We start from the raw sequence: 20,738 nt of genomic DNA on the forward strand, positions 1-20,738 counted from the left end.
CCGAGCCGAACCATTGCCCTTGCCACTCGCGAGCACTCGGGGACACCCAGGAGGACCGGAACGATGCGTCACAGCCCCCGCCTGCCGCCCGGACGACGTCGCCGCCCACTGGTGCACGCCGAGTTGGCACAACGACACCTCGACGACTTCCGGGGTCCGGCGATGATCCAGGCGGTGCCGCTGCACTACGTGTGCGCGGTGAACGCCGCCTGTAGGGAGCTGTTGCCTGGTCTGGAGCCTGCAACGGCCGCCGGTGCTCGGCCGGCGAGCATGCTGGAGTGGTTGTTCTTCCACCCGGGCGCGCAGGCTGCGTTCGAGGAGCATGACCGGATCTGTCAGATCCGGTCATTGCTGCGCCAGCTGCGGTTGGAGGCTCCCGGCGTTGTTCCGCCGGAAGAGATCGAGGCGGTGCTCGCACCGTTGCGAGCGTCGCCGGACTTCGAACAGCTCTGGGACTGCGAGGAGCACTGGGATGCTCGTGCGACGAAGATCGTGAAATTGCGAGATCAGGCAGGGGCATTGCGCCGGTACTCGATCAGGACGAGCCGCGACGAATACCCGCCAGGGCCGTACGTGACATATCACCTGATCCGAATCGACTCCGCGCACGGAACTGTGTGAACCGGCCGTATTGACCTTTGGTTCCGGACAAATAATTCTTGGGAGAACGGAGATGGCTGGTGATGGGTTGCAGCGTCGGAACACATCACAATCGGTAGCCGCCATTTCCGTCCGGCGGATCTAGGTAGCGCGTGACAGTTCACCGAGGACTGACGATTTACCCAGAAATCTGCAGGCCCCGATCGATGAGTTCGCAGTCCGGACCATCGAGCAACGGGGCATAGACCACCCGACACAGGTACCCGCCCACCCCCCTGCGACGGGAACCTGAGCGGTCGCTGTCCCCTCGGCGACCCAACCTGCCCTCTGGCTTTCGATACCCCACATCGAAAGCCAGGGGGCCGGTCTATTTCACACGGTGTGAGACAAAGCGAATTCCTCAATTTGGTTGGCACGGAATGGCATTTGACGTGCCAATTCGACAATGCCCTATTGATCGGGTAATCTATTTATCAGTAGGGCGGAAGTTCTACCGAACCCCCGCTGGCGACACCCGGACCGCCGCCAGCACCCGATCTCGAAGGAGTCACCCATGACCGTGATCACCCGCGCACAGCTCGAACTGATCGAAGCCACACTGATCGGAGACGCTATCGACGCCGACCTCAGCTACTCGCCCATCGACGGCTCGCTGAAGGTCTGCACGGACGAGCTGTCGGCGGTGGTCTCAACGGCCAACACGATCGCAGCGATCACCGGCGAGAAGGTCGACAACATCACCGACGAGCTGATGGCGTGGAGCGGCGACGGAAGTATCTACCGCTTCCCCAAGGTCATCGTGGCCGCCTAGCCCTGATCGCCGCTGTGGGCGGTCCGAACCCCAACGGGCCGCCCACGTTCGCCGCTCGATCACGAACCGCCGCTACGAGAGACCTTGTGGCACAACCGAAAGGTGGACCGGTGACGGTACACACAGCGCCCCTCGTTTGGCCCGCGTGCGATCACTGCGGCGCCGAACTCATCGACATCGCGCGCCCGACTGCTGAGGCAGCGATCGAGATCGCCGTCCGCGAGCACCACTGGGAGCATTGGCCGGAATCCGGGCTGTTGATCTGCGACGTCGACCTTTACGACTACGACGCAGAGGGCAACTGCTTGCTGGATTGCATCGAACCGGTAGTCATCGACAGCATCCCCGAGAGTATCGCCGAGGGAGAAGCAGAACCCGTTCAGTTCATCTTCGCCGACCCCGAGGGTTACCGCCTCGAAATCGGCGCCCTCGCCGACGGCACACGTTGCGCCCGCGTTGTGGCTCCCTGGGGCCACTACTTCTCGGTCGACATCCCGGGCGGGCTGGTCATCCAGGATCGCTCTGGCGCAAGGCTTTCTGTCTTCATGGACGCGCCCAGAGCTCAGAACTGACTCACGGTCGCGGTGGTGGACCGGACACCCACCACCGCGACCGACCGCAATGAACCCCCAACCTGAAAGGCACTGATGTTCGACGCAGCACTGCTCTACGACCGACTGCACGACACGCTGGCAGCCGACCCGACCACCGTGATCAGCGAGCTGGAAGCCAAAGCCGTAGCACTGCGGTGGATGACCGACTTTGGCGGCCAAATGGTTTGGGGCAGCGAGCCGTACCACGCCCTGTGGATGTGGGCAGATGACGGTTACGACTTCGAAGACTTCGCGATGTCGACAGTGATCAGCCTTGCCGTCCGACTGCTCGACGAAATCACCCTTCCTCGCCTTGCAGAGCGCTGGACGGACTTCGGCGGTGACGTCAGCCATGATGCTGCGGTCGCCGCAGTCGATGCGCTCGTGCGCTACCTGACCGGCGAACCGTTCACCTACAAGGGCCTGGTTCACCGTCTCGCCGCGCGAGGCTCAGCGGACATCACGCTGACCTACGACGAGGCAAAGATGATTGCCACGGCGTGGGCGACGAGCTCGGACTACCCGCATCTCGAGGCTTGGACAAACGGTCGCGTTGTCCGACTCGATGCGCTGCGCGCCGAGGCTGAACAGCTCGCCGACAACCTGGAGATGAATCGCGACAGCTGGCCGCACGAGGGCGCCCCCAGGCCCAGCATCGCCGCTGCCCACCTGCTGACGAGCTATTTCGAACAGAACGACTGACAGCCAGTGATCGAGCCGAATTACCCGATCTACCTCACGCCGCCCTGCACCGACAGCATCCGCCAGCACATCCTCACCGGCGAGCTCGGCGCTATCGCAACCCCCGCCCAGGGCAACCGTATCGATCGCACCTGGCCAGCATGGTGCGCCGACAACGGGGTGTTCACCGGCGCTTACCCAGGCGACGACGAGTACCTGCGCTGGCTGGCGAGGTTGCAGCCTCTCGCTGACCGATGCCTGTTCGTCACCGCCCCCGACGTCGTCGGCGACCACTGGCAGACCTTGGCCCGGTCCCGGGACATGCTGCCCCGCATCCGTGAACTCGGATTCCCCGCAGCGTTCGTCGCCCAGAACTACATGGAGTTCGACAGCTGGCATCCCTGGGACGACATCGACGCCCTGTTCCTCGGCGGCTCCACCGAATGGAAGCTCAGCGCCGAGGCCGCCAACATCGCCTCCGTCGCAGCGAGTTTGGGCATCTGGGTCCACATGGGCCGGGTGAACAGTCGGCGCCGCTACCAGTACGCCGCCGCGATCGGCTGCCACAGCGTCGACGGCACCTACCTCACCTACGCCCCTGATGCCAACCTGCCCAACGTCTTGTCCTGGTCCCGCGAAACCGCTGCTCAGACCACCCTCTTCTGGATCTGATCTGACCGACCGCGCCACCACCACGAAGGAGCCCCATGAGCATGACCGTCGAGCTCAAAGCCCTTACCGAGCCCTCGAACTCGATCGTCGCCGCCGCCAACGCTCGACATTCGACCGGCAGGTGGAGCAGCGAACAACTCGCCCTCATCACCACCATCGCGCAGGCACTCGCCGAAGCGGTCGCGAGCGAGCCCGGCACCGCCGAGGTCAGCGTCACTGACGACGACGGCCACACCGTGTTCGCCTACGTGGCGAACTGCAACACACGCTCGGTCGAAGTGGGCCCGCGAAGCGTCGTATGGACCCGTGACGACACCCAACCACCACCAAGAAGAGGAGCTATGGCCGATCCCATCAGGACCTTCACCGACCGCTACAGCACCGAGATCGCGTTGGTGGACCAGCACTGCCCAGCCGGTGCCCAGCTGGACTGTCTCGGCGGCACGAGTCTGGCGATCGTGGGAATCCTGCCCTGCGGTTTACGCGTGGAGGTGAGCAACGCGCTGATGGACCACGACGGCAACGACGAAAAGTTCGTCTCGGTCCTGCACGACCCCGATGGCGACCAGCTCGCCTGGATCGATGACGGCCCGCTCCGCGACCAGCTCGCCGTCGTCGCCGCGATCACCACCGAGCAAGCCGACATCCTGCGCCAGCACAACGCTGACAACCCCGGACGGTCGGTCGTACTGACCACGCGCGCCCACGACATCGAGCAGACCGAGCAGCACTGACGTAATCGTGCGCGTCGGGCCGATGCAGTCGAGACCTGGCGCCCATCACACACCAGGCCGCGGGGATCGCCAAATGATCCCCGCGGCCTTCCCGTAGGCGGTGACGCGGACCGGACACCCGCGACCCGGCTACTCGACGAACCCCCCTTCCGAGGAGCACCCGTGACCGAACTGGCCGACAAAATAGCCGCTGACACGAGCAAGGCCCGCGAGCTGTACAACGAGCGCGCCGCTCTGATCTCTGTGCTGGCCTCGCTGTTTCCCGCAGCGATCGCCTACAACGACCCCAAAGCCCCCGACGTCCCGGTGATCTACATCGACAGCCCTTGTGGCCAACTGAGCTGGCACATCAATCCGGCCCACCTGCGTACGCACTTCGCGGCCGTGCCGACAGTCGCACCGCACAGCATCCGTTGGGACGGTGCATCGAAAGATGTCGTGCTGGAGCGGGTCGCGTTGATCCGTCAGCAGTTGACCGCTACTCAGCGCTGACGAGCGGCCGCGTGAGCTGATCGTGCCGCCTTGTTGGTGAGCCCGGCCAGCTCACGCAGCTCGACGATCGTGGCCCGGCCGGCGAGTGCCAGCAACGCGGTATCCAGCTCCCGCTGCGCGACAGCGAGATCAGCGGCTACCGCGTTGCGTGCTCGTTCGAGCTTGAGGTCTCTGAGCGCGCCGAGACGTGCCAGCGCAGCTGCGTACCACTTCTCGATCCGACCCTCGTGCCTTGCCAGCCCACGCGCTACCGCCGCGTGGGCTTTTTGAGCACCATGCACGATGTCGACGAGTTCGGCGAGATCATCGCGTCGGGCAGCGCTGCGTCCACGCGCTTTCGTCGCAGCCTGGTCGAGTGCCCGGCGGGTATGTTGTCGCGTGGATCGTGCAACCGCTGACTTCGTGTTCCTCACGCCCGTCGAGTGTATGGACGGAGGGTTCACTGTGCCGTTGTCGCCCACTCCACAATGAGTTACCCGCAACAAGGGCTTTGTTGCGGGTAACTCGCCGTTGGGTGTGTCGGTGCCAGTTGGCATCCTCAAAAGACCGCAAGGACACCGGAGGCGCGCATGGACGACAACGTCACCAACGAGCAGGCACCGCCGACGCCGCTCTCTTCCGCGATGGCCAGCCCCGCACTCGAAGGCTTCGCCGAGTCCCTCGACGGTCGCCGGTTGTCCCCCAACACCCGCAGCTCCTATCTCAAGTTCGCCAGCCACTACCTCGCGTGGCTGGGCACGGTTGCCGCTGACCACCCCGAGGCTCTGCTGAGCGAACCCGGCCGCGACCGTGCTGTCGCGGCCTATCGCGCAGATCGCCTCGATCTGGCCAGCGGGACAACCAATGTCAGCGTCGCCGCCTTGACCCACTTCTACGAGTACCTCGGAATCGGACGCCCCATCGACCAGCGCGTCGACCACGACGCGGCGCCTGCCCGTAGCCTCAGCGCTCCCGAGCAGCGCGCCCTGCTGGCCGCGGCTGCAGCCGAAGCGGACAGGAACGCGGAGGTGGGTACGCGAGCGCTGGCGATGCTGGCTCTCGGACTCGACGCTGGACCGCGAGAATTGGAGTTGCTCGCGCTGGACGAGACCGACCTCAACTGCGTAGGTGCACAGATCGTTGTCACCGACACCCGAGGCCGGCGGCGCCTCGTGCCGGTGCACCGCCAGACGATTGTGCTGATCCAGCCATGGCTTGCGATCCGCCCGCGCGTCCTGGGCACCCGCGATCAGGATGCGACCGCACTTTTCGTCACGCTGCGACCGAGCTCGCTTCGGCGCACCGAACCCGAGGCCCGGCGTCTGTCGGCCCGCAGCGTCGACCAGATCGTGCGCACCGCGGGTATCGGCGCAGGTCTCGACATCTCGCCGAATGTGTTGCGCGCGACCGCGAGAGATCGCATGTGGCAAGCAGGGGTAGACCCTGCTGAAATCGCGGCGCGGCTGGGACAGCAGACACTACGACGGGTACCGACGAGCCCGGTCGCCACTGCACCTGGTCGCAGCGTTCGGCAGCCGTTGACGGTCGCCGAGCAGCTCGATCTATTCGGCGACCGCGGAAACAGTTGAGCGCCGAAAACCGCTGGTGAGCTGAGGATTTCACCAGATCTTCCAGTCATTCGAGTCGACAGAATCAAAGCTATCGGGTAATCTATTTATTGAGTGGTTGTCGGACACCAACCACCCAACCCGAGGAGAGAAATTGCGCTACTTCCCCGACCTGGACCCCGACCAGGCGGACGTATACCTGGAAGTCCACGCCCCTGAAATCGAACAGCTGCGCACGCTCGGCGTGCGTGTCGGAGTCGTCAGCGAGAGTCCCCAGTGGGTGGCGATCGAGGTCGACACCAACATGCTCTGGATGCTGATCAGCACCGGCGATGGCGACCTCGCCACGAGCCGCTCCGAGATCACCCAGTGGCGGGTCTCGATGTACTACCACGCCGACCACGCATGCGACGGCGCAGATGTCGTCGCCAGCTCTGCAGGCCCCGATCTGATGACGGCACTGCTTATCGCAACCGCCGACTACATGACCGCCACCATGGCGACGGCCCCCAAGTAGCGCCGACATCCCAAGGCTCACCGGTCCCAACCTCTGCACTCCCCCAAGGAGATCCGCAAACACATGACCTCCCCCCACCCACCAAATTGGAACGATCTGCTCGAGGCGCTGGCTTTGCTGGCGACGCATGGCACCGACACCCACGGACCCTTGGCCTGTTACCACGACGTCCTCGTGGTCGGATCCGACCCAGACGCGTACACCCCCGAGGAGCAGGCACGCCTCGCCGAACTGGGGTTCATCGCAGACATCGAAGACGGAACGTTCACCTCGTTCCGCTTCGGCAGCCCGTAGCAGCCCACCACCCAAATCACTCACGGTCTGACACCAACTCATGCGCAGACCACAACCTTTGGAGGAAACACCATGGCAGGCGACACGATCATCACGGTCATCGGAAACTTGACCGCAGACCCGGAGCTTCGACACACACCCGCCGGTGCAGCGGTGGCAAATTTCACCGTCGCGTCGACTCCCCGTGTGTTCGATCGCAATTCGAACGAATGGAAAGACGGCGAGGCTCTGTTCCTGCGCTGCAACATCTGGCGTGAAGCAGCGGAGAACGTCGCCGAAAGTCTGACCCGAGGCGCTCGCGTCATCGTGAGTGGTCGGCTCAAGCAGCGCTCCTACGAAACCCGCGAGGGTGAGAAGCGCACTGTGGTCGAGCTCGAGGTCGACGAAGTCGGTCCCTCGCTGCGTTACGCGACTGCGAAGGTCTCCAAGGCCGGTCGCGGTGGCGGAGGCGGCGGTGGCGGCTTCAGTGGTGGTGGTTCCGGCAATGCCGGTGGTGGATCTAGCGCAGGCGGCTACAACGCCAACAATGGCGGCGGACGTCCGGCCGGCGGCAGCAATGCCGGTGGCGAAGACGATCCGTGGGGTAGCGCGCCCGCGGTCGGCTCCTCCGGGAGCGGCGGCCGCATGGATGACGAACCGCCGTTCTGATCGAACGGCACTCATAGTACGGAGAGAAAAACCATGCCTAAAGCGCCCGCGCGCGAAAAGGTACTGAAGAAGAAGGCCTGTGCTTTCTGCAAGGAAGCAAAGTCCGGAATCGTCAATATCGATTACAAGGACACCACGCTGCTGCGTAAGTACGTCAGCGATCGCGGCAAGATCCGCGCTCGCCGCGTCACCGGCAACTGCGTGCAGCACCAGCGTGACATCGCTGTCGCCGTCAAGAACTCGCGTGAGGTGGCTCTGCTTCCTTACGTGTCGACCGCTCGCTGAGAAAGGGAGTCACACAGATGAAGCTCATCCTCACCGCTGATGTCGACAACCTCGGCGCCCCCGGCGACCTTGTCGAGGTCAAGGACGGCTACGGCCGTAACTTCCTGCTGCCCCGCGGTCTGGCCATCCAGGCCACCCGTGGCGCCCAGAAGCAGGTCGACGGAATCCGTCGCGCCCAGGACGCCCGCAAGGTGCGCGACCTGGATCACGCCAACGAGCTGAAGCAGGCCATCGAGGGCCTCGCCGCGGTTTCGCTGGCCGTGAAGACCGCCGACAGCGGCAAGCTGTTCGGTTCGGTCACCACCACCGACGTGGCTTCGGCCATCAAGGCGGCCGGTGGCCCGGTGGTCGACAAGCGCAGCATCGAGCTGCCGAAGTCGCACATCAAGGCGACCGGTAAGCACGGCATCGTGGTGCACCTGCACCCCGATGTGGCTGCGAAGTTCGACCTCGAGGTTGCTGCGAACTGAGTTCGCTGGAAACCACCCCTGTGCGTGCATAGGGGTGGTTTCTGCTTGCCTTTTTCAGGCCGTTTTTGCGATAACTGATCAGTAGCCGATGTTGTGGTCGGTGCGGGTCGTGTTGCGCGGCTCACGGTCGGTAACCGCGTGACCTCCGGTTATTCACCCTGTGGATGACTGTGGAAACCGACCGGCAGATTTGTGACTCTCGTCATAGCCTGCACCATCGCTGTTTACCCAACACGCCCGGCTGTTCACCTTTACCGACACGCCGGAACTTCTTTCATCCACAGGGCCCAGGTTGGACAAACCGGGGCCTAGCAGGGCGTTTTTCCGTATTGACCTGGGTTTTCCCCATGTTTTCCACAGGCGCTGCACAACAACGGGTGAACTACCCCCAAGTTATCCACAGTTGTGTGCACATGTCGGGTTGGCGAGTCCCGAAAACGTCGCCTAGGTTCGTCGCATTGCCCTGCGCGCGGCCTTCGGAATCACGCAGGCAACCGATTGCTGACATCCGTGTCGGTGTCCGGGAGTACAACGAGTACATCGATGTGTAACCCCCGGTTCTGCGGGCAGAGAGGACTCCCCTGGTGACAACCACCGGTGACCGCGCGCAAACCGAGTTCACGCCTGAGCCGCCCGGCGAGGACTTCGGCCGTCAGCCTCCGCACGACATGGCCGCTGAGCAGTCCGTCCTCGGCGGCATGCTGCTGAGCAAGGACGCCATCGCCGATGTGGTGGAGGTGCTGCGCCCCGGAGACTTCTACCGCCCCGCGCACCAGGCCGTCTACGACACCATCCTCGACCTCTACGGCCGCGGCGAACCCGCCGACCCCGTCACCGTCTCCGCGGGCCTCGACCGCCGCGGCGAACTCAAGCGCATCGGCGGCCCGCCCTACCTGGTCACCCTCACCCAGACCGTCCCCACCGCGGCCAACGCCGGCTTCTACGCCGAGATCGTCGCCGAGAAGGCCATCCTGCGCCGCCTCGTCGAAGCGGGCACCCGCATCGTCCAGTTCGGCTACGCCGGCGCCGACGGCCAGGACGTCGCCGAGGTGGTAGACCGCGCCCAGGCCGAAATCTACGAAGTCACCGAACGCCGCACCACCGAGGACTTCACCCCGCTGGAAGAACTCCTCCAGCCCACCATGGACGAGATCGACTCCATCGCCTCCCGAGGCGGCATCTCCCTCGGCGTCCCCACCGGCTTCACCGAACTCGACGAACTCACCAACGGGTTGCATCCGGGTCAGATGATCATCGTCGCGGCCCGACCCGGCGTGGGTAAGGCCCTGGCGCTCGACACTCCCCTCCCGACGCCTCGTGGTTGGACCACCATGGGCGAGGTTCGTGTCGGTGACGAGCTGCTGGGGGCCGATGGCAGGCCTACCAGGGTGCTCGCAGCCACCGAGGAGATGGCCGACCGACCTTGCTATGAGGTCGAATTCTCCGACGGCACCGTGATCACTGCTGACGAAGAACACCTCTGGACCACGCTCGCCCCCACCCTGGCACCGCATCCGGTTGTCCGGACCACCGGCGAGATCGCACACAGTCTGCGCACGCCTCGAGACAATTTCGCCCACATGGTGCCCAGATCCGCTCGTTCGGCGGCACGGCAGATCGTCGACGTCCGCAAGGTCGACCCGGTACTCGTCCGCTGCGTCGAGGTCGACAATGCCGACCACATGTACCTGGCCGGTCGCACCATGGTGCCCACGCACAACTCCACGCTCGGCATGGACTTCATGCGTAGCTGCTCCATCAAGCACGGCATGGCCAGCGTCATCTTCTCGCTCGAGATGAGCCGAACCGAGATCGTGATGCGTCTGCTCTCGGCCGAGGCGAAGATCAAGCTCGGCGATATGCGCTCCGGCCGAATGAGCGATGACGACTGGACCAAACTTGCTCGCCGTATGAGCGAGATCAGTGAGGCGCCGCTGTTCGTCGATGATTCGCCGAACTTGACCATGATGGAGATTCGAGCCAAGGCACGACGCCTCAAGCAGCGCCACGACCTGAAACTCGTTGTGGTGGACTACCTGCAGCTGATGAGCTCGGGTAAGAAGGTCGAATCGCGTCAACAGGAAGTCTCGGAATTCTCGCGACACCTCAAGCTGCTCGCCAAGGAACTCGAAGTTCCGGTGATCGCGATCTCGCAGCTGAACCGTGGTCCGGAACAGCGAACCGATAAGCGGCCGATGGTCTCCGACCTTCGCGAGTCGGGTTGTATGCCCGCGTCGACGCGAATCCTGCGTGCTGACAACGGCGCCGAGGTCACCCTGGGTGACCTGATGGCCAGCGGGGAACAGCCGCTCGTGTGGTCGCTCGACGAGCGGATGCGGATGGTTGCCCGCCCGATGGTGAAGGTGTTCCCGAGCGGACGCAAGGAAGTATTCAGGCTGAAGCTCGCCTCCGGCCGCGAGGTGGAAGCCACCGGCAACCACCCGTTCTTGACGGTTGACGGCTGGATCGCCCTCGACAAACTCGCGATCGGCGACCGCCTCGCCACACCGCGACTCGTTCCGGAACCCGTGCACACCACACGATTGCCCGAAGCCGAGATCGTGATGCTCGCGCACATGATCGGCGACGGCTCGTGCGTGAAGCGCCAGCCGATCCGCTACGCAAGCGTCGACGAGGAGAATCTCGCGGCCGTCACCGTAGCCGCCGAACACTTCGGTGTCAGTGCGGTCCGAGACGAGTACGCCGCAGCACGCGTCACCACCCTGCGCCTGCCCGCGCCGTTCCATCTCACTCACGGCAAGCGCAACCCGATCGCCGCCTGGTTGGACACCCTTGGCCTGTTCGGACTACGCAGCTACGAAAAGTTCGTCCCCGGACCGATTTTCGCATTGCCCAACGATCAGATCGCGCTGTTCCTGCGTCACCTGTGGGCAACCGACGGATCCGTGCGCTGGGATGCCAAAGCTCGACAGGCACGCGTGTACTACGCCTCGACCAGTCGCCGCCTTGTCGACGATGTGAACCAGTTGCTGTTGCGCCTCGGCGTGCACGGTCGTATCAAAACCGTCTCCAAGAGCGGCTACCGCGACTGCTACCACCTGACAATCGACGGCGGCGAGAACCAGACGACCTTCCTGCACGACGTCGGCGTTCACGGCGCCCGCGGCAAATCCGCCGAGGTCGCCCTCGCCGAGCTGGCCCCGATGGCGCGCAACACGAACGTCGACACGGTTCCCGCCGAAGTCTGGAGCCGTGTCCGAACGCTACTGGCCGACAAGCAGATGACGCACCGAGAGTTCTCCGCCGCCATGGGTTCTCGCTTCTGCGGCAGCACCATGTGGAAGCACTCCCCCAGCCGCTCCCGCCTGGCCCGGGTCGCCACCGTCCTCGACAATGCCGACATCGATATGCTCGCCACCAACGACGTGTTCTGGGACAAGATCGTCGAAATCACCAGCCTCGGCGACCAAGCCGTCTACGACGGCACCGTTCCAGGCACGCATAACTTTGTGGCACAAGGCATTTCAGCCCATAACAGTTTGGAGCAGGACGCCGATATGGTCATCCTGTTGCACCGCCCCGACGCCATCGAACGCGACGACCCCCGCGGCGGCGAGGCCGACCTCATCGTCGGCAAACACCGTAACGGCCCCACCGCCACGATCACCGTCGCCCACCAGCTGCACCTCAGCCGTTTCGTGGATATGGCCAGGGGCTGATCCACACTCAGGTGGTGATGGTGGCTACTGGTTCGAGGCCGTAGGTGCGGGCGTAGCCGTTTTCGGTGCCGACAAGGCGGTACCGGCGTCGACCACGCCAGCCTGAGTAGCACCTTCACCCTGCAAGCCGCCGACTCGGTCGCAGCCGGCACTGGCGCTCCGACAGCTGCGACTGGCCGAGCAGAACCTTCGGCGACGAGTTCGGCGCATCGCTCGGCACCATCGTTCGTGAGCGGCCACGCTACGGTTCAGCGGACGACCGCACAGCGCAACGTGTGCGGCAACGCCGCGATGAGATCGGAAATCAGGGTGGGGAAGAGTACGACGCCGGTCAATCCGGTGGTGCCGGCGTATTGGGTGGTATCGGCTGTTGGCGCGGTGCTGTATTTCCTCGGCGTTCTCCATGTGGGGATGCGGTTGGCGCAGTGGTCCGGCAGCGACGTCGCGATGACGCTGATGCTGCCGATCGGCCTGGTTTTCGGCCTGGTGACGTGGCCGTTCGTGCTCGCAGTGGGGTGGCGTGCGCGCCGGGCGTATCTCAGGAAGTCCGCGGTCCCCGTTGCGGCGACGGTGGTCGAGTCCGGTCACCGCGTGCATCGACGGGCCGGACGGATCTTCGTCACGCACAAGGTGAAGATCGACGTAGTGTTCACCCATCCCGAGACCGGAACCGAACACCGGATGAAGAAGGAGTTCGCGTTCGCGGAGTTCCGGCGGTCGGCCGCGAAACGGCTCGTGCACCGGTTTGCGCCGGACGCCGAGCTACCGATGCTGGTGCGCGGCCGCGCCACGGGGTTCGATGTGCCGCAGCGACCGCAGTGGGTCGACATCTGGTAGCGGTTCATCGCTACGCCGACCACGGCCCGATACCGATCGCGCAACCGATCGACAACATGTGGCGACCTCTCAGCAAACCGGTTGGAGGGGGCGGATGATGAGGCGATGAGCGAAGCGATACTGCAGGTGACGTGGAAGTCCGCCCCGGAAGACCACGACTATCCGGCTGCCGCCGACTATCTCGAGCTACTCGGCGACCAGGCCCTGGTCGACGCGATCGTGGCCGAGCTCAGGGCTGCGCCGGTGGTCGTCAAGAAGGTGAAGGACATTCTGCGGGCCTCCCAGCTCCATGCCCTCACCCCGGACAACCCGCATGTGCGCAGAGACCTGCTCAAGGTGACCGAGGGCAAGAAGCTCTCGCCGATCCTGCTGGTGCGCGGTAACTGCCGCTCGAACGTGCCGATGCTGATCGCGGACGGCTACCACCGGGTGTGCGCGCTGTACTGGGCCGACGAGAACATCGAGGTACCGGCCAAGATCGCCACGATGCCGTGACCTTCGCGACCCTGGCGCTGGTCGTCGCGCTCGGGTTGATCGGGCCGCTGCTGGCTTTGCCCAAGCAGCTTTACCTGCCGGTGCTGCTCGGCGAGATGGTCGCGGGAATCATCTTCGGCACCACCGGTCTCGGCATCCTCGACCCCACCGATCCGATCTTCGTCTTCCTCGCCGATATGGGTTTCGCGCTGGTGATGTTCGCCGCGGGGACCCACGTGCCCGTGCGTGATCCGCAGGTCCGCACCGCGCTCGGCACCGGTGTGGCGCGAGCGGTGCTGGTCGGCGTAGTCGCGGCGGTCGCGGGCTGGGCGGTGGCGCAGGCGTTCGACATCGGGCACGCGGCCGTCTACGCGGTGCTGATGGCGTCGTCGTCGGCGGCGATGGCGTTGCCGATCATCGACTCGATGCGGTTGAGCGGGCCGCCGGTGCTCGCGCTCACCGCGCAGGTGGCCATCGCCGACACCGCGTGCATCGTCGCGCTGCCGCTGGTGATCGATCCGGCGAACGCCCTCAGAGCCGCGATCGGCGCGGTGGCCGTCGCGCTCTGCGCGGTGGTGATGTTCTTCGTCCTGCGCTACCTACAGCAGACGGGTGCGCAGCGTCAGGTGCACGAGGTGTCCGAGGACCGCAAATTCACGCTCGAACTGCGGGTGAGTCTGGTCCTGGTGTTCGCGCTGTGCGGGGTGGCGAGCGCGATGCACGTCTCGATCATGCTGGGCGGGTTCGCGGCGGGCCTGGCGGTGGCCGGGGTCGGCGAACCACGGCGGGTGGCCAAGCAGGTGTTCGCGATCAGCGACGGACTGCTCGCTCCCCTGTTCTTCGTCTGGCTCGGCGCTCGGCTCGATCTCCGGGAGTTCGGGGAGCATCCGCGGTTCATCCTGCTCGGCCTCGCCCTCGGCTTCGGCGCGGTCGCCGTGCACTGCGCGGCGCGACTGCTCGGCCAGCCGGTGGCCTACGGCGCGCTGGCCGCCGCCCAGATCGGGGTGCCCGTCGCGGCGGTGACCGTCGGTAGTCAGTTGGGGGTGCTCGTACCGGGCGAGGGCTCGGCGATCATGTTGGCGACGCTGTGCACCATCGCGGTGGCGGCGATAGCGGCCGGGCGACTCGCGGCGAAGGCGCCCGCTCCTGCGGTCGACCTGTGAGCTCGATCAATTCCTGTTCGCGTCAGTAACGATCATGCTGGTGGTCACGACAATGTTCGTGACATGCGGCCCGTCGGGGGGCCTGCCCACCTGTAGGTCATTCGAACGGGATCACATATGAATCTGCGTGAGTTTCTTGCGAAACATCGCATCGCTTCGGCTGTTGCCGCGCCTGCGGCGTTGGGGGTTGCGGCGATTGTCGCCGCGTCTTTCGCCGTGACGTCACAGCCCGAGTCGCCCTCTTACACCTTGACGACCTCGGTGACCGAGTGCCGTGAGATGGTCACCATCTCGGTCGCGGGGCGCAACGACACCCCGGTCGAAGGCACGACCGCGATGTTGCTCGATGCCAACGGGAATCCGCTGCCCGCGGCGCTGTCGGGTGACCACAGCAGTGTGTGGGTGGATCCGGTCGTGAACGCACCGCGCGATGATCTCGCCGAGGGCGAGTACGCGGCGGTGTACATCGCCTACCCGGCCGATATGGGGACCTATGAGGACGCGGTCAACGCGGGTGTCGCCAACACCCAGCAGGTGATGCGCGAGATCTCGGCGGCCTGCCCGGACACCAAATTCTCCATCGTCGGCTACAGCGAGGGCGCCGACGTGGTGCGTCGCGTGGCAGAGGGTATCGGCAACGACAACCCCGCCGACGGGTACGCGACCGTGGATCCGGACGACGTGCTCGGTGTGGTGATGTTCGCCGACCCGGGTCGCAAGGCCGGTGACGGCACCTTCCTCGGCGCGCAGGACCCCAACCGCCCGGACAACTTCGACCAGAACTACCAGAACGGCGGCAAGCCGATCTCGGGATCGGGTATCACCACAGGCAACGATTTCGGCGCGCTCAACGGCAAGATCGCCTCGTTCTGCTCCGAGGGCGACCTCACCTGCGCGGCGCCGGAGAATATCTCGCTGCTGCAGCTGGCCGCGAATGTGGGCCGCCAGATCAATATCGACGAATTGGAGCGCGCCGACATCGGGCGTAACGGCATCGCGGGCATCAGCCCGGCGGTCGGCCAGGACATGGCCTTCACGCTGGGCCGGATCGCGATGGCCGCGTTCTCCGATATCGGCTCGAACCCGAACTGGATGGCCAGCGACGAAACCTTCCTCGACGTGCTGCTGAAGGTCTCCGACCCCGATTACAAGCCGGGTCAGACCACCACCCCGGCGAAGGCCGACGTGATCGCCGGTGAGCAGCTCTCGCCGCTGGCGTACCTGCCGCAGAAGATCTTCAACGAGATCGTCGGGCTGATCGTGACGAACCAGAACACGATCCCGGTGGCGATGAACGATCCGTACCAGCTCACCCTCGGCCCGAACGGCACCGGTCACCACTTCGACTACTGGCGTGATTCCGACTCCGCGAACGGCAAGCCGCTGACCTCGGCGGAGTACGCCGCGGCGTGGCTCACGCACCTGGCCAAGCAGGCGCAGGCGGGCGAGACGGTGAACACCAAGGCCGCACCGGACGACTCCTCGGTGACAGCCGCGCTGGCAGCTCCGACGAAGCCGGCGACGACCACCACCGCACCGACCAGCACGTCGAAGTCGACCACCTCGAAGTCGACGACGACCAGCCCCAAGTCGACCACCACGTCGAAGACGGACACCAGCACCACGGCACCGTCCACGACAGTGGCCCCGACCACCACGCCGTCGACCACCACGCCGGAACCGGCGACCAACCAGGCCGCCGCACCCGCCCCGACCACGACCGTGGATCCCACCACGACCGTGGCACCGACCACGACGGTGGCTCCGACCACGACTGTCGAGCCGACCACCACCGAGGCCCCGACAACCACTCCGTCAGCCAACTAGTCACCTACCACGAAATCCCCGGTGGGCAGCGATAACCGCTGCGCACCGGGGATTTTCGTTTTCCTAGACCGCCACAGGTTCGGCGGCCGAAGGCCGAACGGCACGCTCACCGCGAGTAGCCGCGATCAACACCACCATCCCGGTCACCGCGAACCCCATTCCGACCCACAGCGGCGAGACCCAGCCGAACCCGGCACTGATCGCCAGGCCGGACAGCCACACACCGAGGAAGTTGCCCACGTTGAAGGCCGCGATATTGGCCGACGAGGCGAGAGTCGGTGCGGCACCGGCGTGGTCGAGCACCCGCATCTGCAGGCCAGGGGTCGCGCCGAAGCCGAAGAAGCCCATGGCGGGCAGGAGCAGCAGCGCCGCGATCTTGTGATCGGCGAGCAGCGCGAACGCCGCCAGCGAGAGCCCGAGGGCCAGCGTGAGCGCCAGCAGGGTACGGGTAAGGGCGCGGTCGGCCCAGCGGCCGCCGAGCAGATTGCCGAAGAACAGCCCGACACCGAACAACACGAGCAGCCAGGGCACCACTCCCTCGGAAAACCCGGTGACTCGGGTGAGCAGCGGCTCGATGTACATGAACGCGCCGAACATGCCACCGAACACCAGCACGGTCATGACCAGCGAGTACCAGACCTGGGTATTGCGGAATACGGATAGTTCGGCCCGCAGGTCCGGCTGTTCGCGGGTGGCCGGTGCGTCGGGGACGAGCGCCGTGATACCGGCCAGCGCGACCAGCCCGACGACGGTGATCACCACGAACGTGGCTCGCCAGCCCCACTGCTGTCCGATGAACGTCCCCAGCGGCACGCCGAGAACATTGGCGACGGTGAGCCCGCCGAACATGATCGAGATGGCCCCCGCCTTCTTCTCCGGCGCGACGAGCGAGGACGCGAGCACCGCCCCGATGCCGAAGAACGCGCCGTGCGCGAGTGCCGCGATGACCCGTCCGCCGAGTAGTGCCGCGTAGCCGGGAGCCAGCGCCGAGGCCGCGTTGCCGACGGTGAACAGCACCATGAGCAGCTGCAATGCTCGCTTGGGTTGCCAGCGGTTGACGAGCGGCGTGAGCGCGAGCGCGCCGATGACGACGGCGAGCGCGTAACCGGAGATGAGATAGCCGGCGGTGGGCACCGAGACGCCCAGGTCGGCCGCCACCGGGGAGAGCAGCCCCGCGATGACGAATTCGGTGAGTCCGATGCCGAAGCCCCCGAGCGCGAGAGCGATGAGACCGAGTGGCATGTGAACGCTTCCTTCCAACAAGAGCCGATTACCCGCGTGTGCAACTAACGCTAGCCGAGCGATAATTGCACACGCGCTATATTGCAACCGCCAGCTATACTCGTCACATGGGCATTGCTGATGACGCCATCGAGGTGCGGGCGACCGGCTGGCGCACCCTGGCCGCGCTGCACGGGCACATCGAGACCGCGCTCGAACGCGAGCTGGTGCGCGAGCACGAGCTGTCGATCGTCGAGTTCACCGTGCTCGACGCACTGGCCCGCCAGGACGGCTGGCACATGCGGATCTCGCAGCTCGCCCGCGCCGCCGCTCTCTCGGCGAGTGCGACGACCCGACTGGTCAATCGACTGGAAGACCGCGGCTTCCTGATGCGCGTGCTGTGCGCCGACGATCGCCGCGGCATCTACACCGAACTCACCGAAACCGGCCGAGCCGCCTACGAGAAGGCGAAACCGACCCACGATCGAGCACTCGAAACCGCACTCGCCGACGCCGAGCAGATCCCGGAACTGGCCCCCCTCATCGGTTTTCTGCACGGGGTTCCGGCACCGAACTGACACGCGACATCGATGCCAACGCGCCGATCATGGTGACTGTTGCGGGCACCGGTGCAATGATCGCTTGGTGACTCAGTGGCTTCCACTCCTCGGCTCGCTCCCGGTCGCCGGCGCAGTTCTGGTCGGCGTCATCGCCAACAACCGAACCCACCGCGAAGGAATCGCGGCCGCCGATGAGCGCGGCAGGCAGGCGCTCGACGCCTCGCAGCGCAATGTCGAGCTGTCGAATATGGTGGGCGACCAGCGCGATCACGAGGCGTGGCGCCGCGAGGCGGTGCTCGCCGCGGTCGCCTCGATCCTGGAGACCTCGGCCTCGGTGCGCACCGATCTGACCACCTGCGGCGAGTGGGATCTGGTCACGGTCGACGAGATCGACGGCGTCGGCGCGCAGATTCACAAGGTGATCTGGGATCGCCCCGGCAGCATGCTGACTCGCCTGCGGGTGGTGGCGCATCGCCGGATTCCCAACAAGTGCGAAGACCTGCTACGCACCCTCACCGCCGCCCAGCACATCACCATGCAGCGGCTGAAACTGCACATCGACGTGGAGGCGACCGTCGAGGAGCTCGAGGAGATGGCCTCACTGTGGCAGAAGGCGATGCGCCACGCGGCCGAGCAGGAGCGGGCGCTGGTCGAGACGACGCGCATCGAACTCGGCATCGAGATCGCTTCGAAAGGCACTGGAATAGAGCCTGTTCCGGCGCCTCAACCGGTGGACACCGAAACCAGCTCGGAAGATGTCGCCTTCGAGGAAGCCACCGAGGAACGGCCCACCGAGCCTGAGCAATCGGCCGAGCCGCAGCAATCGGCCGAGCCGGAGCAGTCCGTCGAGCCGCAGCAGTCCGTCGAGCCGCAGCAGTCCGTCGAACCGCAGCGCGCGAATGAGGCGCCGCAGCAAGACGATCCGCGTGAGGCCGTCGACCCGCGCGAAGCACAGACCGTCAAGGTCTGACCTCGACGAACGTAAGCCGACCCGGCCGGATTCTCCGCGCCGTGCGGCTCGGGCAGCTCGTTTTCGAACAGCTCGAGCATCCAGTAGTGTTCCGCCGAATGAACATCCGGCGAACAGCATAGAGTTCGTGATGGTCTGAGCGTTCAGCTGACGCGACACCATACGGCCGGGTAGCGTGGATATATGGCACGCAGGGGTGCCATACCCGACAGCGTGGTCGATCGTCTGAAGACTTTTCACCGAACCACTCTCGTCAGGGGGCGATCTCTCATGGATTTCATCGCGCCGTTGGATGCGCTGTTCCTGCTCGCGGAATCTCGTGAGCACCCGATGCACGTCGGATCACTGCAGTTGTTCGAACCGCCGGAAGACGCCGGTCCCGAATATCTGCGCGAGTTCCGCGACAGCTTGTTGGCCGACAAGACCGTTCGGCCCACTTTCAGTAAGCGCCCCGCCACCTGGCTGGGCGCACCGCAGATGGCGTGGACCCAGGACGACGACGTCGACCTGGACTATCACGTACAGCGCAGCGCCCTGCCCGGACCGGGCAAGATCGACCAGCTGCTCGACCACGCGTCGACCTTGCACAGCGGACTGCTCGACCGGCACCGGCCGATGTGGGAGCTGCACTTCGTCGAGGGCCTGGCCGACGGACGCTTCGCGCTCTATTGGAAGGTGCATCACGCACTGGTGGACGGTGTTTCGGCCCAGCGCCTCATGCGCCGCACGCTGAGCACCGATCCGTTCGCGCCCGAGCTCATGCGGCCGTGGAACCTGCCGCGCAAGGTCGGCCCGGCACGCCCCGGCAAGTCGCGGCTCGGCGGGCTGATCGACACCGTCACCTCGGCGCGCTCGTCGACCACCGCTTTGATGAAGGCGACCCGCACCGGCCTGCTGCAGCAGCAGCTCACCCTGCCGTTCGAGGCGCCGCGCACGCTGTTCAACGTGCCGATCGGCGGTGCCCGCAAGTGCGCGGTGCGCAGCTGGTCGATGGATCGGGTCAAGCAGGTGAAGAAGGCCACCGGCGCCACCCTCAACGATGTGGTGCTGACGATGTCGGCGGGTGCGTTGCGGGCCTACCTGCTGGAGCGCGACGCCCTACCGGACAAGCCGATGATCGCGCTGGTGCCGATGTCGTTGCGCGAGGAAGACGATGTCGACAGCCAAGGCGTGAAAGTCGCGGCGCTGCTGTGCAATCTGGGTACCGATATCGCGGATCCGCTGGAACGTCTTCGGGTGGTGAGCGAATCGACGCGTCGCAACAAAGAGGTGTACCGCTCGCTCACGCCGATGCAGACGCTGGCGATGGCCGGGGTGATGTTGAGTCCGCTGGCCGCGATGCTGTTGCCCGGGTTCGCCTCGGTGGCGACGCCGCCGTTCAACATCGTCATCTCGAATGTGCCCGGTTCGAACGAGTCGCTGTACTGGAACGGCTCACGGCTGGACGCCACGTATCCGCTGTCGATCCCGCTCGACGGGCAGGCCGTGAACATCACCCTCACCTCCAGCGGCAACAACCTCGATTTCGGCCTCGTCGGCTGCCGCCGCACACTGCCCGACCTGCATCGACTGCTCGATCACCTCGAGGATTCGCTGGCCGCGCTGGAGGATGCCGCGCTGTAGAAATTAACCATTCTCGACTAAAATAGAACGTGTTACAGT

23 protein-coding genes and 1 pseudogene are annotated in these 20,738 nt (G+C 65.4%); 21 read left to right on the forward strand and 3 right to left on the reverse strand.

Annotation, left to right across the window (positions count from 1 at the left end; genetic code table 11):
• Positions 1-63 precede the first annotated feature (63 nt).
• The 7 genes from IBJ82_RS29670 (at position 64) to IBJ82_RS29700 (ending at position 4,583) form a co-directional block, all read left to right on the forward strand.
• The gene (locus IBJ82_RS29670; protein ID WP_194829297.1) at positions 64-621 is read left to right on the forward strand and encodes a hypothetical protein; all 558 of its coding nucleotides are present in this window, start codon (positions 64-66) and stop codon (positions 619-621) included.
• 532 nt (positions 622-1,153) lie between these two features.
• A complete protein-coding gene (locus IBJ82_RS29675; RefSeq protein WP_194829298.1) occupies positions 1,154-1,411 on the forward strand; it encodes a hypothetical protein in 258 nt (85 codons plus the stop codon).
• Positions 1,412-1,521: 110 nt separating this feature from the next.
• Positions 1,522-1,983 (forward strand): hypothetical protein, encoded by a 462-nt coding sequence (locus IBJ82_RS29680; protein WP_194829299.1) that lies wholly within the window; start codon positions 1,522-1,524, stop codon positions 1,981-1,983.
• A gap of 75 nt (positions 1,984-2,058) precedes the next feature.
• Entirely contained in the window at positions 2,059-2,706 is a 648-nt protein-coding gene (locus tag IBJ82_RS29685) for a hypothetical protein (RefSeq protein WP_194829300.1), read from the forward strand.
• A 6-nt stretch (positions 2,707-2,712) separates the two neighbouring features.
• Positions 2,713-3,357, forward strand: a complete 645-nt coding sequence (locus IBJ82_RS29690; protein WP_228537875.1) for a hypothetical protein — start codon at positions 2,713-2,715, stop codon at positions 3,355-3,357.
• A gap of 35 nt (positions 3,358-3,392) precedes the next feature.
• Positions 3,393-4,091: a hypothetical protein gene (locus IBJ82_RS29695; RefSeq protein ID WP_194829301.1), complete on the forward strand. Its 699-nt coding sequence runs from the start codon at positions 3,393-3,395 to the stop codon at positions 4,089-4,091.
• A gap of 162 nt (positions 4,092-4,253) precedes the next feature.
• A complete protein-coding gene (locus tag IBJ82_RS29700) occupies positions 4,254-4,583 on the forward strand; it encodes a hypothetical protein (RefSeq protein ID WP_194829302.1) in 330 nt (109 codons plus the stop codon).
• On the opposite strand, the gene IBJ82_RS29705 is transcribed toward IBJ82_RS29700, so the two are convergent.
• The gene (locus IBJ82_RS29705; protein ID WP_194829303.1) at positions 4,574-4,996 is read right to left on the reverse strand and encodes a hypothetical protein; all 423 of its coding nucleotides are present in this window, start codon (positions 4,994-4,996) and stop codon (positions 4,574-4,576) included. The genes IBJ82_RS29700 and IBJ82_RS29705 overlap by 10 nt on opposite strands.
• A 156-nt stretch (positions 4,997-5,152) precedes the next feature.
• Between IBJ82_RS29705 and IBJ82_RS29710 the strand changes: the two genes are divergently transcribed.
• The 7 genes from IBJ82_RS29710 to IBJ82_RS29740 all read left to right on the forward strand — a co-directional run bounded on the left by IBJ82_RS29710 (position 5,153) and on the right by IBJ82_RS29740 (position 12,024).
• Positions 5,153-6,151 carry a tyrosine-type recombinase/integrase gene (locus tag IBJ82_RS29710; RefSeq protein WP_194829304.1) on the forward strand — a complete coding sequence of 333 codons (999 nt, stop codon included), beginning with the start codon at positions 5,153-5,155 and terminating at the stop codon, positions 6,149-6,151.
• Between the two features lie 133 nt (positions 6,152-6,284).
• Positions 6,285-6,647, forward strand: coding sequence for a hypothetical protein (locus IBJ82_RS29715; RefSeq protein WP_194829305.1), 363 nt, complete (start codon positions 6,285-6,287; stop codon positions 6,645-6,647).
• A gap of 63 nt (positions 6,648-6,710) precedes the next feature.
• Positions 6,711-6,941 (forward strand): hypothetical protein, encoded by a 231-nt coding sequence (locus IBJ82_RS29720; protein ID WP_194829306.1) that lies wholly within the window; start codon positions 6,711-6,713, stop codon positions 6,939-6,941.
• 72 nt (positions 6,942-7,013) lie between these two features.
• The gene (locus IBJ82_RS29725; RefSeq protein WP_194829307.1) at positions 7,014-7,589 is read left to right on the forward strand and encodes a single-stranded DNA-binding protein; all 576 of its coding nucleotides are present in this window, start codon (positions 7,014-7,016) and stop codon (positions 7,587-7,589) included.
• 33 nt (positions 7,590-7,622) lie between these two features.
• Entirely contained in the window at positions 7,623-7,874 is a 252-nt protein-coding gene (gene rpsR, locus IBJ82_RS29730; RefSeq protein WP_056823934.1) for a 30S ribosomal protein S18, read from the forward strand.
• A 17-nt stretch (positions 7,875-7,891) separates the two neighbouring features.
• Positions 7,892-8,344 (forward strand): 50S ribosomal protein L9, encoded by a 453-nt coding sequence (gene rplI / locus IBJ82_RS29735; protein WP_101465154.1) that lies wholly within the window; start codon positions 7,892-7,894, stop codon positions 8,342-8,344.
• A gap of 584 nt (positions 8,345-8,928) precedes the next feature.
• Positions 8,929-12,024 (forward strand): replicative DNA helicase, encoded by a 3,096-nt coding sequence (locus IBJ82_RS29740; protein WP_194829308.1) that lies wholly within the window; start codon positions 8,929-8,931, stop codon positions 12,022-12,024.
• Positions 12,025-12,031: 7 nt separating this feature from the next.
• On the opposite strand, the pseudogene IBJ82_RS35525 reads toward IBJ82_RS29740, so the two are convergent.
• Positions 12,032-12,094: pseudogene (locus tag IBJ82_RS35525) on the reverse strand (hypothetical protein); the annotation flags it as partial.
• 239 nt (positions 12,095-12,333) lie between these two features.
• Here IBJ82_RS35525 and IBJ82_RS29745 point away from each other — a divergent pair.
• The 4 genes from IBJ82_RS29745 (at position 12,334) to IBJ82_RS29760 (ending at position 16,325) form a co-directional block, all read left to right on the forward strand.
• On the forward strand, positions 12,334-12,861 hold the full coding sequence (locus tag IBJ82_RS29745; RefSeq protein ID WP_194829309.1) for a hypothetical protein: 528 nt from the start codon (positions 12,334-12,336) through the stop codon (positions 12,859-12,861).
• Positions 12,862-12,966: 105 nt separating this feature from the next.
• Positions 12,967-13,356, forward strand: a complete 390-nt coding sequence (locus IBJ82_RS29750; RefSeq protein WP_194829310.1) for a hypothetical protein — start codon at positions 12,967-12,969, stop codon at positions 13,354-13,356.
• Positions 13,353-14,498, forward strand: coding sequence for a cation:proton antiporter (locus IBJ82_RS29755; protein WP_194829311.1), 1,146 nt, complete (start codon positions 13,353-13,355; stop codon positions 14,496-14,498). The genes IBJ82_RS29750 and IBJ82_RS29755 overlap by 4 nt, the downstream gene beginning before the upstream one ends.
• Before the next feature lie 117 nt (positions 14,499-14,615).
• A complete protein-coding gene (locus tag IBJ82_RS29760; protein ID WP_194829312.1) occupies positions 14,616-16,325 on the forward strand; it encodes a cutinase family protein in 1,710 nt (569 codons plus the stop codon).
• Positions 16,326-16,388: 63 nt separating this feature from the next.
• On the opposite strand, the gene IBJ82_RS29765 is transcribed toward IBJ82_RS29760, so the two are convergent.
• On the reverse strand, positions 16,389-17,567 hold the full coding sequence (locus tag IBJ82_RS29765) for an MFS transporter (protein WP_194829313.1): 1,179 nt from the start codon (positions 17,565-17,567) through the stop codon (positions 16,389-16,391).
• Positions 17,568-17,674: 107 nt separating this feature from the next.
• Between IBJ82_RS29765 and IBJ82_RS29770 the strand changes: the two genes are divergently transcribed.
• The 3 genes from IBJ82_RS29770 to IBJ82_RS29780 all read left to right on the forward strand — a co-directional run bounded on the left by IBJ82_RS29770 (position 17,675) and on the right by IBJ82_RS29780 (position 20,699).
• Positions 17,675-18,124, forward strand: a complete 450-nt coding sequence (locus IBJ82_RS29770; RefSeq protein ID WP_194829314.1) for a MarR family winged helix-turn-helix transcriptional regulator — start codon at positions 17,675-17,677, stop codon at positions 18,122-18,124.
• A gap of 67 nt (positions 18,125-18,191) precedes the next feature.
• On the forward strand, positions 18,192-19,076 hold the full coding sequence (locus IBJ82_RS29775) for a hypothetical protein (protein ID WP_194829315.1): 885 nt from the start codon (positions 18,192-18,194) through the stop codon (positions 19,074-19,076).
• Between the two features lie 270 nt (positions 19,077-19,346).
• Positions 19,347-20,699 carry a wax ester/triacylglycerol synthase family O-acyltransferase gene (locus IBJ82_RS29780; RefSeq protein WP_194829316.1) on the forward strand — a complete coding sequence of 451 codons (1,353 nt, stop codon included), beginning with the start codon at positions 19,347-19,349 and terminating at the stop codon, positions 20,697-20,699.
• Positions 20,700-20,738 lie beyond the last annotated feature (39 nt).

It is taken from the genome of Nocardia sp. XZ_19_231 (assembly GCF_015355705.1).
Lineage (GTDB): Bacteria > Actinomycetota > Actinomycetes > Mycobacteriales > Mycobacteriaceae > Nocardia > Nocardia salmonicida.

Coding starts and splice junctions, on each gene's coding strand:
- IBJ82_RS29670 (WP_194829297.1), top strand. CDS start 64: ATGCGTCACAGCCCCCGCCTGCCGCCCGGACGACGTCGCCGCCCACTG.
- IBJ82_RS29675 (WP_194829298.1), top strand. CDS start 1,154: ATGACCGTGATCACCCGCGCACAGCTCGAACTGATCGAAGCCACACTG.
- IBJ82_RS29685 (WP_194829300.1), top strand. CDS start 2,059: ATGTTCGACGCAGCACTGCTCTACGACCGACTGCACGACACGCTGGCA.
- IBJ82_RS29695 (WP_194829301.1), top strand. CDS start 3,393: ATGAGCATGACCGTCGAGCTCAAAGCCCTTACCGAGCCCTCGAACTCG.
- IBJ82_RS29710 (WP_194829304.1), top strand. CDS start 5,153: ATGGACGACAACGTCACCAACGAGCAGGCACCGCCGACGCCGCTCTCT.
- IBJ82_RS29720 (WP_194829306.1), top strand. CDS start 6,711: ATGACCTCCCCCCACCCACCAAATTGGAACGATCTGCTCGAGGCGCTG.
- IBJ82_RS29725 (WP_194829307.1), top strand. CDS start 7,014: ATGGCAGGCGACACGATCATCACGGTCATCGGAAACTTGACCGCAGAC.
- rpsR (WP_056823934.1), top strand. CDS start 7,623: ATGCCTAAAGCGCCCGCGCGCGAAAAGGTACTGAAGAAGAAGGCCTGT.
- rplI (WP_101465154.1), top strand. CDS start 7,892: ATGAAGCTCATCCTCACCGCTGATGTCGACAACCTCGGCGCCCCCGGC.
- IBJ82_RS29750 (WP_194829310.1), top strand. CDS start 12,967: ATGAGCGAAGCGATACTGCAGGTGACGTGGAAGTCCGCCCCGGAAGAC.
- IBJ82_RS29760 (WP_194829312.1), top strand. CDS start 14,616: ATGAATCTGCGTGAGTTTCTTGCGAAACATCGCATCGCTTCGGCTGTT.
- IBJ82_RS29765 (WP_194829313.1), bottom strand. CDS start 17,567: ATGCCACTCGGTCTCATCGCTCTCGCGCTCGGGGGCTTCGGCATCGGA.
- IBJ82_RS29770 (WP_194829314.1), top strand. CDS start 17,675: ATGGGCATTGCTGATGACGCCATCGAGGTGCGGGCGACCGGCTGGCGC.
- IBJ82_RS29780 (WP_194829316.1), top strand. CDS start 19,347: ATGGATTTCATCGCGCCGTTGGATGCGCTGTTCCTGCTCGCGGAATCT.